This window comes from Streptomyces sp. NPDC048290 (assembly GCF_040652095.1).
Lineage (GTDB): Bacteria > Actinomycetota > Actinomycetes > Streptomycetales > Streptomycetaceae > Streptomyces.
Genome location: NZ_JBEZLM010000018.1, coordinates 100,792 through 117,612 on the forward strand (window position 1 = coordinate 100,792; position 16,821 = coordinate 117,612).

The 16,821-nt window shown below is 77.2% G+C and carries 2 protein-coding genes; both read left to right on the plus strand.

All coding sequences use genetic code 11. The features are described from left to right. The first annotated feature begins 55 nt into the window (after positions 1–55). Positions 56–7,891 carry a type I polyketide synthase gene (locus AB0D49_RS27975; RefSeq protein WP_362762291.1) on the plus strand — a complete coding sequence of 2,612 codons (7,836 nt, stop codon included), beginning with the start codon at positions 56–58 and terminating at the stop codon, positions 7,889–7,891. A 33-nt stretch (positions 7,892–7,924) separates the two neighbouring features. After that, positions 7,925–16,807, plus strand: coding sequence for a type I polyketide synthase (locus tag AB0D49_RS27980; protein WP_362762293.1), 8,883 nt, complete (start codon positions 7,925–7,927; stop codon positions 16,805–16,807). Positions 16,808–16,821: the final 14 nt, after the last annotated feature.

The window sequence follows — 16,821 nt, forward strand, 5'->3', positions numbered from 1 at the left end:
TCTTCGGCGGGATGTCTTCCCGGCCGTATTTCATGGAAAGGGGTCGGCGCGAGGCATGAGTATTCCTGTCGCCGTGATCGGAATGGCCTGCCGGCTGCCCGGCGCACCCGACCCGGACGCCTTCTGGGAGCTGCTGCGCGGCGGGGGAAGCGCCCTCGGCCCCGCGCCCGTGGACCGCCTCCCGTCCGGGGGACATGCCGGTGGTTTCCTCCCCGACGTCGACCACTTCGACGCCGACTTCTTCGGTATCGCCCCGCGCGAGGCCGCCGAGATGGACCCGCAGCAGCGGCTCGCCCTCGAACTCGCCTGGGAGACCCTCGAAGAGGCCGGGATCGTCCCCGCCGACCTCTTGGGCACCCGCGTCGGCGTCTACCTCGGCGCCATGGCCCACGACTACGCCCTGCTGCGCCACCAGCCCGACGCCGCCCCCCTCACCCGCCACACCCTCACCGGGCTCAACCGGGGCCTGCTCGCCAACCGGATCTCCTACACCCTCGGCCTGCGCGGCCCCAGCCTCACCGTCGACACCGCCCAGTCCTCCGCCCTGGTCTCCCTCCACCTGGCGCTGCGGGCCGTCCGCGCCGGCGACTGCGCGCTCGCCCTGGCGGGCGGCGTCCAGCTCAACCTCGCCCCGGACAGCACCACGGCCGCCGCCCGCTTCGGCGGACTCTCCCCCACGGGGCACTGCCATCCCTTCGACGCCCGCGCCGACGGCTATGTACGCGGTGAGGGTGGCGGTCTCGTCCTGCTCAAGCCGTTGACCGCCGCGCTCGCCGACGGCGACCAGGTGCACGCCGTGATCCTCGGCAGCGCCGTCAACAACGACGGCGCCACCGACGCGCTGACCGTCCCCAGCGCGGACGCCCAGCGGGAGGTCGTCCAGGAGGCGATCCGCGACGCCGGAGTCACCCCGGGCGAGGTGCAGTACGTCGAACTGCACGGCACCGGCACACCCGTGGGCGACCCGGTGGAGGCGGCGGCGCTCGGCGCGGCGCACGGCGGTGACCGACCGGACGGACGGCCGCTGGTGGTCGGGTCGGTGAAGGCCACCGTGGGCCATCTGGAGGGCGCGGCCGGGATCGCCGGTCTCCTCAAGACGGTGCTCGCGCTGCGCCACCGCGCCCTCCCGCCGACCCTCGGCCATGAGACCCCCCATCCCCGTATCCCGCTCGCCCATCTCGGCCTGCGGGTACCGCGCGTCACCGAGCCCTGGCCCCGACCCGGGCGACGGCTCGTCGCCGGGGTCAGTTCGTTCGGCATGGGCGGTACCAATTGCCATGTGGTGCTGGCCGAACCGCCGTCCCGGGCGCCCCGGCCTCCGGGGGCTCCGGGGGCTCCTGTGACGGAGGCGCTGGAGGCCGGGGTTCCCGGGGCGGAGACCCCGGGCAGTCCCGTCGCCGTCACCCCCTGGCCCCTCTCCGCGACCACCCCCACCGCCCTCCGGGCGCAGGCCGCGCGGCTCGCCGCCCATGTCCGGGCCCGCCCCGGCCTCACCGCCGCCGCCGTCGGCCACGCCCTCGCCACCACCCGCACCCACTTCCCCTACCGCGCGGTGGCCCTCGGCACCGGCCGGGAGGAACTGCTGGACACCCTGGACGCCCTCGCGAGCGGCGCGCCCGCCCCGTCGGCCGTCCTGGGCCATGCGCCGGTACGGTCGCCCGAACGCCCCGCCACCGCCTTCCTCTTCCCCGGCCAGGGCAGTCAGCGGCCCGGCGCCGGACAGGGGCTCTACGCCACGGCCCCCGTGTTCGCGGTGGCGCTGGACGAGATCTGCGACCTGTTCGCGCCCCACCTCGAACGGCCCCTCCGGGACGTGCTGTTCGCCGCCCCCGGTACCCCGGACGCCGCCCTCCTCGACCGCACCCGCTACACCCAGGCCGGACTGTTCGCGCTGGGCACCGCCCTGTACCGGCTGCTCGCCCGGCACCTGCCCGCCCCGGACGCGGTCCTCGGCCACTCCATCGGCGGCCTCACCGCCGCCCATGCCGCCGGGGTCCTCTCCCTCCCCGACGCCGTCACGCTCGTCGAGGCCCGGGGCCGGCTGATGGAGGAGGCCCGTGACGACGGGGCGATGATCGCCGTCGAAGCCACCGCCGACGAGGCGGAGGCCCGGCTCGCGGACCACACCGGACGGCTGTCCCTGGCCGCCGTCAACGGACCGCGCTCGCTCGTGGTGTCCGGGGACGCGGACGCGGCCGAGGAGTTCGCCGCGCACTTCGCCCGGCTCGGCCGCCGGACCCGGCGGCTGACGGTCAGCCACGCCTTCCACTCAGCGCACATGGACAGCGCCGTCGACGCGTTCCGCCGGGTCGCGGCCACCCTCGCCTTCCACCCGCCGACCCTCCCCGTCCTCTCCGACCGGACCGGCCTGCCCGCCACCCCCGCCGACCTCGCCTCCCCCGACCACTGGGCCGAACACCTCCGCCGCCCGGTCCGCTTCCACGACGCCCTGCTGCGGCTGGCCGCGCGGGGCGTCACCCAGTACGCGGAACTGGGACCCGGCTCCGTCCTCACCGCCCTCGCCCGCGCCACCGGGCCCGTGACGGCGGTCCCGCTGCTGCGCGGCGCCGGGGACGAACACCGCGCCCTGCTCACCGGGTTCGCCGCACTCCATGTCGCCGGGACGGACCCGGACTGGACCGGCGGCACCGGCCCGGCCCGGCGGGACCGGGCACCCCTGCCGACGTACGCCTTCCAGCGCCGCCCGTTCCACTTCGCGGGCACGCCTGCCGCCGCGAGCCCGGCGCTGCCTGCGCCGCCGCCTCGGCCCGTGCCCCCGTCCGTGCCCCGGCGCCCCGCCACCGACCCTCTCGCCGACATTCGCGCCACTGTTGCGGAAGTCCTGGGGCTGCCCTCCGGGCAGGACGTCGAGCCGGACCGGACGTTCAAGGCGCTCGGCCTCGACTCCCTGGGCGCGGTGGAGTTCGCGGACCGGCTGTCGCGCGCCCACGGCACGGACCTGCCGCCGACCCTCGTCTACGACCACCCCACCCCGCTGGCCCTCGCCACCCACCTGAGCGCGCGCCCCGACCCGGCCCCGCGGGGAATCGCGCCCGCCGACCCCGACGACGACCCCGTCGCCATCGTCGCCCTGGCGGGCCGCTGGCCCGGTGGCGCCGACACACCCGAACGCCTGTGGCGGCTCCTGGCCGACGGCACCGACGCCACCAGCGGCTTCCCGGTCGGCCGGGGCTGGGACGAGGACCTCTACGACCCCGACCCGGACCGCCCCGGCCGCTCCACCGTCCGGCGCGGCGGCTTCCTCCACGACGCCGACCGCTTCGACGCCGACTTCTTCGGGCTCACCCCCCGCGAGGCCGACGCCATGGACCCACAGCAGCGGCTGCTGCTGGAGACGTCCTGGGAACTCCTGGAACGGGCCGGGATCGACCCCGCGACCCTGCGCGCCACCACGACCGGCGTCTACGTCGGCGCCTCCCAGCAGGAGTACGGACCCCGGCTGCACGAGGCCGACGGCCCCTCCCAGGGCTACCGGCTGACCGGCTCCGGGATCAGCGTCGCCTCCGGCCGCATCGCCTACACCTACGGGCTCGAAGGACCCGCGCTGACCGTCGACACGGCCTGCTCCTCCTCCCTCGTCGCCCTGCATCTCGCGGTCCGGGCGCTGCGCTCCGGCGAGTGCGCGCTCGCCCTGGCGGGCGGGGCGACGGTGATGGCGACGCCCGGCATGTTCACCGAGTTCAGCCGTCAGCGCGGGCTGGCGCCGGACGGCCGCTGCAAGCCGTTCGCCGCCGCCGCCGACGGCACCGCCTGGTCCGAAGGCGTGGGCCTGGTCCTGCTGGAGCGGCTCTCCGACGCCCGCCGTGCCGGACGCCGGGTGCTCGCCCTGATCCGGGGCAGCGCCGTCAACTCCGACGGCGCCAGCAACGGCCTCACCGCGCCCAGCGGGCCCGCGCAGGAACGGGTGATCCGGCAGGCCCTGGCCGACGCGCGGCTCACCCCGGCCGACATCGACGCCGTGGAGGCCCACGGCACCGGCACCACCCTCGGCGACCCCGTCGAGGCCCGCGCACTGCTGCGCGCCTACGGCCGCGACCGGTCCCCGGACCGTCCGCTGCTCCTCGGCTCCCTCAAGTCCGCCCTGGGCCACACCCAGGCCGCCGCCGGAGTCACCTCGGTCATCAAGATGGCCGAGGCCCTGCGCCACGCCACCCTGCCCGCCACGCTCCACGTCGACCGCCCCACCCCGCACGTCGACTGGAGCGCCGGAACGGTCGAACTCCTCACCCGCACCACCCCCTGGCCCGCCGAGCACGGCCGCCCGCGCCGCGCCGCCGTCTCGGCCTTCGGCATCAGCGGCACCAACGCCCACCTGATCCTGGAGGAACCCCCCGCCGAGCCATCCGACGCCGCCGAGGCATCGGACGCCGCCGAGCCATCCGACGCCGTCGAGCCGCCGGAGCCCCATGCCCCCGACACCCGGGCCTCCGACATCCGGGCCTCCGACACCCCGACCCCCGCCGCCCCGCCCCCCGTCGCCTGGGTCCTCTCCGCCCGTACCCCCCAGGCGCTCAAGGACCAGGCCGCCCGCCTCGCCGCCGCCCCGACGGACGCGTTCGACCCCGCCGACGTGGCCCACGCCCTGGCCCGCAAGCCACGCTTCGAGCACCGAGCCGTCGTGGTCGGCCGCGACCCGGACGCCCTGCGCACGGCCGTCCGCGCCCTGGCCCAGGACACCGCCACGGCGCCGGACCCCGCGGCACGGCGCTCCACCGCCCCCGCCCGCCTCGCCTTCCTCTTCACCGGCCAGGGCAGCCAACGCCCCGGCACCGGCCGGGAGCTGTACGCCGCGCACCCCGTCTTCGCCGCCGCCCTGGACGAGATCTGCGCCGCGCTGGACGCCCACCGCCCCGCCACCGCCGTACCGCTGCGCGAGACGCTGCTCGCGCCGACCCCCGCCGCCGCCCGGGAACTGGACCGCACCCGCACCACCCAGCCCGCCCTGTTCGCCCTGGAGGTGGCCCTCTTCCGGCTGCTGGAGTCCTGGGGCGTGCGGCCCGACGTGGTGGCCGGGCACTCGATCGGCGAACTCGCCGCCGCCCACACCGCGGGCGCCCTCGCGCTCGGCGACGCGGCGGCACTGGTCACCGCCCGGGGGCGGCTGATGCAGGGCCTGCCCGGCGGCGGCGCGATGGTCGCGCTGGAGGCCACCGAGGACGAGGTGCGCGCCGCCCTCGACGGACGGACGGCCCGGGTCGGGATCGCCGCCGTCAACGGGCCGTCGGCGACCGTGATCTCCGGCGACGAGGCGGAGGTGCTGGCGGTCGCGGAACGGTTCCGCGACCAGGGCCGCCGCACCCGGCGGCTGCGCACCAGCCACGCCTTCCACTCCCCGCTGATGGACCCCGTCACCGACGAGTTCGGGCGGCTCGCCGACCAGCTCACCGCGCGCCCCTTGCGGATTCCCCTGCTCAGCGCCCTCGACGGGAACCTGTACAGCGCGGACCGGCCGCTCCCGCCCGGCCACTGGGCCGCCCACCTGCGCGGCACCGTCCGCTTCCACGACGTCCTGCGGCGGCTGGCGGCGGACGGGACGACCACCTACCTGGAACTCGGCCCGGACGCGGTCCTCACCGCGCTGGCCCAGGACGCCCTGCCCGCCCCCGCCCCCGCCGACGACCCGCCCGCCCTCGCCGCCGCCCTGCGCCGGGACCACCCGGAGCCGGAGACCCTGCTCACCGCGCTCGGCACGCTGCACGCCCGGGGCGCCCACGTCGACTGGAGCGCGGTCGCGGGTCGTTCGGGCCCGAGCCGGGTCGTCCTGCCGACGTACGCCTTCCAGCGGCGCCGCCACTGGATCGACGCCGCCGCTCCCCGTACCGCACCCGGCGACGACGGGTTCTGGGCGCTGGTGGAGCGCGGGGACACGGCCCCCCTCGCCACCGCGCTCGGTCTCACCGGGACCGGGCAGCGGGCGGCCCTGGACGCCGTACTGCCCGCGCTGGCCGCCTGGCGCGCCGGGCGCGAGGCGTCCGCCGACGGCGGTCGGTACCGGGTGCGGTGGCAGCCGGTGACGGTTCCGGCCGCGCGGTCCGCGCGGGGCCGCTGGCTGCTGTTCGAGCCCGACCGCGCGGACGGCGACGCCCACGACGGGTGGGGGCCGCTCCTGGAGCGGGCCCTCACCGACGCCGGGGCGCACGTCGAACGGGTCCCGGTGGCGGCGGACGGCGCCGACCGCGCCACGCTCACCCGGCTGCTGGCCGAGGCCACCGACCGGTTCCCGGACCGTCCGCCGTCCGGCGCGCTCTCCCTGCTCTCCCTGGACACCGCCCCCGCGGACCCGTCCCTGCCCGCCCTGCCCCGCGCGCTCGCCGCCGCCACGGCCCTCGCCCAGGCCTGGGACGGCGCCGGTGGACGCGGACCGCTGTGGACGCTCACCCGAGGGGCCGTCACCACCGGCCCCGACGACACCGGCCCGCCCGACCCGGACGCCGCCGCCGTCTGGGGGCTCGCCGTCGTCGCCGCCACCGAGACTCCCGGCTGGGGCGGGATCGTGGACCTGCCCGAGCGGGCCGACGCCGACGCCGCCGACCGGGTCGTCACGGCCGTCACCGGGGGACACCGGGAGGCCGAACTCGCCGTACGGCCCGAGGGGCTGCTCGCCCGTCGGCTCGTCCCCGCCCCCGACACTCCGCCCACCGGACGGTGGCGGCCCCACGGCACCGTCCTGATCACCGGCGGCACCGGCGCCCTCGCCCGGCACACCGCCCGCGCACTGGCCCGCGACGGCGCCGACCACCTGCTGCTGATCGGCCGACGCGGCCCCGACGCGCCCGGCGCCGCCGCCCTGCGCGACGAACTCACCTCCCTCGGCGCCCGCGTCACCCTCACCGCCTGCGACCTCACCGACCGCGCCGCGCTCGCCGCGGTGATCGCCGCCGTACCGCCCGAGCACCCCCTGACCGCCGTCTTCCACACCGCCGCCGTCCTGGACGACGCCCCCCTCGACGCGCTCACCCCCGCCCGGCTCGACCGCGTGCTCCGGGTGAAGGCGCTCGGCGCCCGGCACCTGGACGACCTCACCCGGGACCTCCCGCTGAACGCCTTCGTGCTGTTCTCCTCCGCGACCGCCGTCCTCGGCACCCCGGGCCAGGCCAACTACGCCCCCGGCAACGCCTACCTCGACGCCCTCGCCCACCGGCGGCGCGCCGCCGGACTCCCCGCCACCTCCCTGTCCTGGGGGCTGTGGGCGGGCGACGGCATCGCCGGGCCGGACGGCTCGCGGCTGATCGCCCGGCGCGGACTGCTGCCCATGGCACCCGAGGACGCCCTGCGCGCCCTGCGACGGGCCCTCGACGGCGACGAGACCCATGTCGTCGTCTGCCGTGCCGACTGGGCCGCCCTCGCCGCCCTGCGCGCCCATCCGCTCCTCGAAGCGCTCGTCCCGGCGCCCCCGGAGACCGCCCCGCAGGCCGTTCCGCAGGCCGGTCTTGCCGCCGAACTGGCGGCGGCGCGCGACGGGCAGGAGCGGCGCCGCCTGCTGCTGCGGTTCGTCCGGACGCAGGTCGCCGAGGTCCAGGGCGGCCGGGCGGCCGACGCGGTGGACGTCCACCGGGGCTTCAAGGCGCAGGGCTTCGACTCCCTCACCACCGTCGAACTGCGCAACCGGATCAACCGGCACACCGGGCTGACCCTGCCCACCACCGTCGTCTTCGACCACCCCACCCCGCACGCCCTGGCCGACCTGCTGTACGAGCGGCTGGCCCCGGCGGAGACGGAACAGCCGGGCGAGACGGGCGAGACGGGGCAGCTGGGGGAGTCGGGCGCGACGGGTGCGCCAGGGGAGACGGCGGACGTGCCTACGGCGCTGTCCGCCGCCACCGACGACGAACTCATGGACTTCATCGGCAAGGAACTCGGCATCTCCTGAGCCGGCAACGCGCACGAAAGGGTGGACGGATTCATGACCGACAGCCGCATACGGCACCTCCTGGAGCGGGTCACCGCCGAGCTGCACGCGACCCGCGGCAGGCTGCGCGAGGCCGAGGAGAGCGACGGCGAACCCATCGCCGTCGTCGGCATGGGCTGCCGCTTCCCCGGCGGCATCGACTCCCCGGAGGACCTGTGGCGGCTGGTCGCCGACGGCGGTGAGGTCGTCGGTGACTTCCCGGCGGACCGGGGCTGGGACCTGGACGCCCTGTTCGCGCCGGGCGCGGACGGCCCGGCCGCCCCGCACGGCACGTCCAGCACCCGCCGGGGCGCCTTCCTCGACACGCCCGGCGCCTTCGACGCCGACTTCTTCGGCATCTCACCGCGCGAGGCGCTCGCCGTCGACCCCCAGCAGCGGCTGCTGCTGGAGACGGCCTGGGAGACCTTCGAACGCGCGGGCATCCGGCCCGACACCCTGCGCGGCAGCGACACCGGCGTCTTCGTCGGCACCAACGGCACCGACTACGCGCCGCCGCCCGGCCAGGTCCCCGGGGACCTGGAGGGCTACATCCTGCCCGGCAACGCGGCGAGCGTCGCCTCCGGCCGGATCTCCTACACCTTCGGCTTCGAGGGCCCCGCCTACACCGTCGACACCGCCTGCTCGGCGTCGTCCGTCGCCGTCCACCTCGCCGTACGGTCCCTGCGGGGCGGCGAGTGCGGACTCGCCCTGGCGGGCGGGGTCACGGTGATGACGACCCCGTCGACCTTCGTGGAGTTCTCCCGCCAGCGGGGCCTGTCCCCGGACGGCCGCTGCAAGGCGTTCGCCGGGGCGGCCGACGGCACCGGCTGGTCCGAGGGCGCCGGACTGCTGCTGCTGGAACGGCTGTCGGACGCCCGCCGCCACGGCCACCGGGTCCTGGCCCTCGTCCGGGGTACGGCCGCCAACCAGGACGGCGCCTCGCACGGACTGACCGCGCCCAACGGCACCGCACAGCGCCGGGTCATCCGCCAGGCCCTCACCGACGCCCGGCTGACCCCCGCCGACGTCGACGCGGTCGAGGCGCACGGCACCGGCACCCGGCTCGGCGACCCCATCGAGGCCGCCGCGCTGCTCGCCACCTACGGCCAGGACCGGACCGACGGCGAACCGCTCTGGCTGGGCTCGGTGAAGTCCAACCTCGCGCACACCCAGGCCGCCGCGGGTGTCGCCGGGATCATCAAGATGGTGCAGGCCCTGCGCCACGCCGAACTGCCCAGGACCCTGCACGTCGACACGCCCTCGCCGCATGTCGACTGGGAGTCCGGCGCCGTCCGGCTGCTCACCGAGCACCGCCCCTGGCCGCCCACCGGACGGCCCCGCCGGGCCGGGGTGTCCGCGTTCGGCATGAGCGGCACCAACACCCACATCGTGCTGGAACAGGCACCCGAGGACACGGGGGAGACCCCGGCCACCGCGCCCGAGCCCCTCCCGTTCCCCCTCCCGCTTCCCCTGCTGCTGTCCGCCCGCACTCCCGCCGCCCTCACCGCCCAGGCCGCCGCCCTCGCCGCCCACCTGCGCACCTCCGCCTCCCTGCCCGCCGTGGCCCGGGAACTCGCCCAGGGGCGGGCCGCGCTGGAGGAGCGGGCCGTGGTCGTCGGCGCCGACCGCGACACTTTGCTCGCCGGGCTCGACGCCCTCGCCGCCGACCAGCCCGCCCCCGGCGTCGTCCGCGCGGGCGCCGCCACCGACCCGCGCACCGTCCTCGTCTTCCCCGGCCAGGGCTCCCAATGGCCCGGCATGGCCCGCGCACTCCTCGCCGCCTCGCCGGTGTTCGCCGCCGCCGTCGCCGACTGCGCCCGCGCCCTGGAACCGTTCACCGACTGGTCCCTGACGGACGTCCTGCACGCCACCGAGGGCGCCCCCGGCCTCGACCGGGTGGACGTCGTCCAGCCCGCCCTGTGGGCGGTGATGGTCTCCCTGGCCCGGCTCTGGGAGTCGTACGGGATACGGCCGGACGCCGTCGTCGGGCACAGCCAGGGCGAGATCGCCGCCGCCCAGGTCGCCGGGGCGCTGACCCTTCAGGACGCCGCCCGCGTGGTGGCGCTGCGCAGCCGCGCCATCGGGGAACTCTCCGGCGGTGGAGGCATGGTGTCGCTGGCCCTGCCCCTGGACCGGGCCACCGCCCTCATCGCGCCCTGGACGGACCGGATCGGCGTGGCCACGGTCAACGGCCCCGCCGCCGTCGTCGTCGCGGGCGAACCCGCCGCCCTGGACGAACTCCTCGCCGTCTGCGCCCGCGACGACATCCGCGCTCGCCGGATCGCCGTCGACTACGCCTCCCACAGCCCCCAGGTCGCACGCGTCCGCGACCGGCTGCTCACCGACCTCGCCCCGGTCACCCCGCGCCCGGCCCGCGTCCCCCTGCTGTCGACCGTCACCGGCGACTGGCTCGACACCACCACCATGGACGCCGCCTACTGGTACACCAACCTCCGCGAGCCGGTCCTGTTCGAACCCGCCGTCCGACGCCTGGTCGCGGCCGGTCACACCCTGTTCGTCGAGGCCAGCCCGCACCCGGTGCTCACCACCGCCGTCCAGGACACCGCCGAGGCGGCGGGCGCGGCGTCCGTGGCCGTCACGGGATCGCTGCGCCGCGACGACGGCGGCCCCGTCCGCTTCCTCACCTCCGTGGCCCACGCCCACGCGCACGGCGCCACCGTCGACTGGACGCCGGTCCTGCCGCCCGGCGGACCCCGCGCCGACGACCTCCCCACCTACCCCTTCCAGCGCAGCCCCTACTGGCTCGCCCCCACGGGCGGACCGGCCGACCCCGCCGGACTCGGCCTGCGCCCCGGCGGCCACCCCCTGCTCGGCGCGGTCCTGCGCCCGGCCACGGACGACTCCCTCCTGCTCACCGGACGGCTGTCCGCCCGCACCCACCCCTGGCTCACCGACCACACCGTGTACGACCGGACCGTCGTCCCCGGCACCGCCCTGCTCGAACTGGCCCTGCGCGCCGCCGACGAGACCGGCGCGGACACCGTGGACGAACTCGTCGTCGAGACCCCCCTCGTGCTGCCCGCCACCGACGCCGTCCATCTCCAGATCGCGGTCACCGCCCCCGCCGCCGACGGCCGCCGCGCCTTCACCGCCCACTCCCGCCCCCAGGACGCCGACGACACCACCGACTGGACCCGCCACGCCACCGGCCACCTCTCCCACACCGTCCCCGAACCCGCCGCCCCGCCCGGCACCTGGCCCCCGCCCGGTGCCGTCCCCGTCTCCCTCGACGGCCTCTACGACCGGCTCGCCGCGTCCGGCGTCCTCTACGGACCCCGCTTCCAGGGCGTCCGCGCGGTCTGGCGGCGCGGCACCGAACTCTTCGCGGACATCGCCCTCGCCGAGGAGGAACGGGTGGCGGCGGACCGGTTCGGACTCCACCCGGCGCTGCTCGACGCCGGATTCCATCCCTGGGCGCTGCGGGGCGCCGCCGGGTTCCTTTCCGCCGCCCCGGACGCCGGGCCCGGCGCCGCCCCGGACCGCGCCCAGTTGCCGTTCGCCTGGACCGGCATCCGCCTGCACGCCTCCGGCGCGACCGCCCTGCGGGTCCGGCTCGCCCCGACGCCCGACGGCGGACTCGCCCTGGACGCCCACGACCCGGCCGGCGCCCCGGTGATCTCCGTGGCCTCCCTGTCGTACCGCCCCGTCGACCCCGCCCGCCTCACCGGCCCGAGCGGTGTCCGGCCCCTGCGCCTGACCTGGCGCCCGCTGCCGTGGCCCGTAGCGGCCGACACCGCGCCTCCGCCCGTCTTCCTCACCGACGCGCAGGGCCCCGCCCAGGTCGCGGACGCGATCGACGCGGGGCGCCCGGCCCCGGAGACGGTCTGGTACGAGGTCCCCGCGAGCCCTGGAAGCCCTGCGAGCCACGTGAGTCCTGTGAGTCCCGGAAGCCCCGCGCCCCTCGCCGACCAGCCGCCCCCCGACCGCGCCCGGACCGTCCTCCACCAGGTGCTCGCCGTCGTCCAGGACTGGCTGGCCCGCCCCGCGCTGGACGGCGTACGACTGGCCGTCCTCACCACCCGCGCGGTGTCCGTCGACGGCGAGGCACCCGACCCGGCGACTGCCGCCGTCTGGGGCCTGCTGCGCTCGGCGCAGTCCGAACACCCCGGCCGTCTGCTGCTGCTCGACGGCGACGGCACCGACGCGACCCGCGCCCGGCTCACGACCGCCGCGACGGCGGGGGAGGAGCAGCTCGCCCTGCGCGACGGCGCCGCCTTCGTCCCCCGGCTCACCCGGGCGACCCCCGCGCCCGCCCGCGCGTTCACGGCACCCGGCGGGACCGTCCTGGTCACCGGCGGTCTCGGGCTCCTCGGCCGGCTGATCGCCCGTCATCTCGTCACCGCCCACGGCGTACGGCGGCTCCTGCTGACCGGACGGCGGGGCGCGCGGACGCCGGGCGCGGCGGAAGCCGTCGCCGAACTGACCGGGCTCGGCGCCGCCGTCACGGTCGCCGCCGCCGACGCGGCCGACCGGGACGCCCTGCGCGCCGTGCTCGACGCCGTCCCGGCCGAGCACCCGCTGACCGCCGTCGTGCACGCCGCCGGAACCCTCGACGACGGTGTCCTGGCCGCCCAGACCCCGGCCCGGCTGGACGCCGTACTGCGCCCCAAGGCCGACGCCGCCTGGCTGCTGCACGAGCTGACCCGGGATCACGACCTCACCGCGTTCGTGCTGTTCTCCTCGGCGGCGGGCGTCCTCGGCACGCCGGGCCAGGCCACCTACGCCGCCGCCAACACCTTCCTGGACGCCCTCGCCGCCCAGCGCCGCGCCCAGGGGCTGCCCGCGACCTCCCTCGCCTGGGGACTGTGGGAGCAGCACAGCGACCTCACCGGGCACCTGGGCCGTACCGACCACGAGCGCAACGCCCGCCACGGCACCCGCCCCCTCACCACCGCCGAGGGCCTCGCCCTGTTCGACGCGGCCACCGCCACCGACGAGTCGCTGCTCGTGCCCCTCGCCCCGCGCCACGGCGCCGACCCGGCGCACCTCCCGCCCGTCCTGCGCGACACCGTACGGACCCGGCGGCCCGCCGCCCGCGCGAGCGCGCCCGACGACTCCGGCACCCCCCTCGCCGCCCGGCTGCGCGCCCTGGACCCGGATGCCCGCGAGGAGTCCGTGACCGCGCTGGTGCGCGCCGAGGCGTCGACCGTCCTCGGTCGCGACGACCGTACGGCCGTCGCCGCCGACCGGGCCTTCAAGGATCTCGGCTTCGACTCGCTGACCTCCGTCGAACTGCGCAACCGGCTCGCCGCCGCGACCGGACTGCGGCTGCCGCCCACCCTGGTCTTCGACCACCCCACGCCCAAGGCCCTCGCCCGTCATCTGTTGGCCGGGGTCCTCGGTGCGGCCGAGCAGCCGCCGCCCGCCCCCGTCACCCCGCCCGCCCCGGCCGCTGACGATCCGGTCGTCGTCGTCGGCATGGGCTGCCGGCTGCCCGGCGGGGTCGGCTCGCCCGACGACCTGTGGGACCTGGTCGCCGACGGCCGGGACGCCATCACGCCCTGGCCCACCGACCGGGGCTGGGACCACGAGGCGCTCTACGACCCCGACCCCGACCGGCCCGGCCGCACCTACACCCAGCACGGCGGATTCCTGCACGACGCCGCCGACTTCGACGCGGACTTCTTCGGGATCTCCCCGCGCGAGGCGCTCGCCATGGACCCGCAGCAGCGGCTGCTCCTGGAGACGTCCTGGGAGACCTTCGAACACGCCGGGATCGACCCCGCCACGCTGCGCGGCAGCGGCACGGGCGTCTTCGTCGGCGTCATGTACAACGACTACGCCGCCCGGCTGCACACCCTGCCGCCCGAACTGGAGGGCTACCTCCACAACGGCAGCGCCGCGAGCGTCGCCTCGGGCCGGGTCTCCTACACCTACGGCTTCGAGGGCCCGGCGGTGACCGTCGACACGGCCTGCTCGTCGTCGCTGGTGGCGCTGCACCTGGCGGTGCGGGCGCTGCGCGCCGGGGAGTGCGATCTCGCGCTCGCGGGCGGCGTCGCGGTGATGGCCTCGCCGTCCGGCATGGTCGCCACCTCCCGGCACCGCGCGTTCGCCCCCGACGGCCGGGTCAAGGCGTACGCGGCCGGGGCCGACGGCACGAGCTGGGCGGAGGGCGTCGGACTCCTGCTGGTGGAACGCCTCTCCGACGCACGGCGCCGCGGCCACCGGGTGCTGGCCGTGGTCCGGGGTACGGCGGTCAACCAGGACGGCGCCTCCAACGGCCTGACCGCCCCCAGCGCCAGCGCCCAGCAGCGGGTCGTACGGCAGGCCCTCGCGGACGCCGGACTCGACCCGCGTGATGTGGACGCGGTCGAGGGCCACGGCACCGGCACCACCCTCGGCGACCCCATCGAGGCCCGCGCCCTGGTCGCCGCCTACGGCCAGGACCGGCCCGCCGGACGGCCCCTGTGGCTGGGCTCCCTCAAGTCCAACATCGGGCACACCCAGGCCGCCGCCGGGGTCGCCGGGATCATCAAGACGGTCCAGGCCATGCGGCACGGCGTGCTGCCCCGCACCCTGCACGTCGACCGGCCCTCCCCGGACGTCGACTGGGACACCGGCGGGGTACGCCTGCTGACGGAGGAGCAGCCCTGGCGGCCGGCGGCGCCCGGACTGCCGCTGCGTGCCGGGGTCTCGTCCTTCGGTGTGAGCGGCACCAACGCGCATGTGGTGCTGGAGGCGCCGGACACGGTTCCCGAGCCCCAGGAGGCGGGCGCGCCGGTCGCCATGCCGGTCCCCCGGGAGGCTGCCTCGGCGCCCCGGGAGGCCATCCCGGCGCCCCCGGAGGACCCCGCCGCCGACCCCCTCGTCCTGCCCTGGGCCCTCTCCGCCCGCACGCCCGCCGCCCTCGCCGCCCAGGCCGAACGGCTGCTCGCCGCGCTGACGGAACGGGAGGGAGCCGCTGGGGGCGCCGCCGTGAGTGCCGCCGGGGATGCCGTGGTGAGCGCCGCCGGGGATGCCGCCGTTCGCGCCGCCGTGAGTGCCGCCGCCCCCGACGTGGCCCACACCCTCCTCGCCCACCGCCCCCTCTTCGAGCACCGCGCGGTCCTCGTCGCCGACCGCGCCACGGTCACCGAGGGACTCGCCGCCCTGGTGCGGGGCGAGCCCGCCGGGAACCTCGTCCGGGGCACCGCCACCGAGGACATGCGGACGGTGTTCGTCTTCCCCGGACACGGCTCCCAGTGGCCCGGCATGGCCCAGGGCCTCCTGGACACCTCCCCGGTCTTCGCGCGGCGGATCGAGGAGTGCGCGGAGGCCCTCGCCCCGCACCTGGACTGGTCGCTCCTCGACGTCCTCCGGGAACACCCGGGAGCCCCGGGCCTCGACCGCGCCGACATCGCCCAACCCGCCCTGTGGGCGGTCCTGGTGGCGCTGGCCGCCCAGTGGGAGGCGTACGGGGTCCGCCCGGACGCGGTGGTCGGACACAGTCAGGGCGAGGTCGCGGCGGCCTGTGTCGCGGGCGTCCTCACCCTGGAGGACGGCGCCCGGATCGTCGTCGAACGCAGCCGTGTCCTGGCGTCGCTGGCCGGGAAGGGCGGGATGGCCTCCTTGGCGCTGCCCGCGGACGAGGTGGAGGAGCGCCTCGCGGCCTGGCCCGGACGGCTGTCCCTGGCGACGGTCAACGGACCCTCCGCCGTGGTCGTCGCGGGCGACGACGACGCCCTGGACGATCTCCTCGCCCAGTGCGCGGCACGCGGTGAACGCGCCAAGCGGATCAGGGCGGCCACGGTCGCCGGTCACTCCCCGGTGATCGACGAGGCCCGCGCCGAACTCCTCGAACGGCTCGCGTTCGTCGCCCCGCGCGAGGGTCACACACCGCTCTACTCGACGGTCACCGGCGCCCTCGCCGGACCCGGCGAGCTGGACGGCACGTACTGGTACCGCAACATCCGGCACACCGTGCGCTTCGCGCCCGTCGTCCAGGAACTGGTGGCCAAGGGCCGCACCCTCTTCGTCGAGGTCAGCCCGCACCCCGTGCTGACCGGCGCCGTCCAGGACACCGTGGACGCGGCGGACGTCACGGACGTGGCCGTCACCGAGACCCTGCGGCGCGGACAGGGCGGACCGGACCGCTTCCTCGCCTCGGCGGCCGTGGCGCACACCCGTGGAGTGCCCGTCGACTGGACCCCCGCGTTCGGCCCGGCCCGCCCGCGCCGGACGGACCTGCCCACGTACGCCTTCCGCCGCCGCCGCTTCTGGCTCGACGCCGGAACGACCCCGGTCACGGCGGCGCGCACACCGGCCGCCGCCCCGGACGACGGCGAGGTGACGGACCGCTCCCTGACGGCCAGGCTCGCCGCCCTCGCGCCCGCCGAGCGCCACGCGGAACTCGTGGACCTGGTGCGCCGGCAGACCGCTGGTGTCCTGGGCCACGAGGACCCCGCCGAGGTCGGCGCCGACCGGCCGTTCAAGGACCTGGGGCTGGAGTCGCTCACCGCCGTCGATCTGCGCAACCGGCTGGCCGCCGCGCTCGACCGGCGGCTCCCGGCGACGCTGGTCTTCGACCACCCGACCCCCGCCGCCGTCGCCGCCCGGCTCGCGGAGCTGCTGCCACCGCCGCCCGCGTCCGACCCCACCGCCCGGCCCGCCGGGGACGTCCTCGCCCTGCTGGAGCGCGCCGCGCCCGACGCCCCCGACCTGCCCGCCCTCGCCGCCCGGCTGCGCGCCCTGGCGGCCCGCTGGAGCGGCGAACCCGACCTGGATTCCGCGACCGACGACGAACTCTTCGCCCTGATGGACGGCGAGAGGGACGGGACGTACGAGGCCGACGAGATCAGCGAGGCGTACGAGGCCGACGGGACCGGCGGGACGTACAAGGCCGACGAGACCGCAGAGGCGAACAAGACCGACGCGACCGGCGAGACGAGCGGGTCATGAGGCGCCCCGCGCGG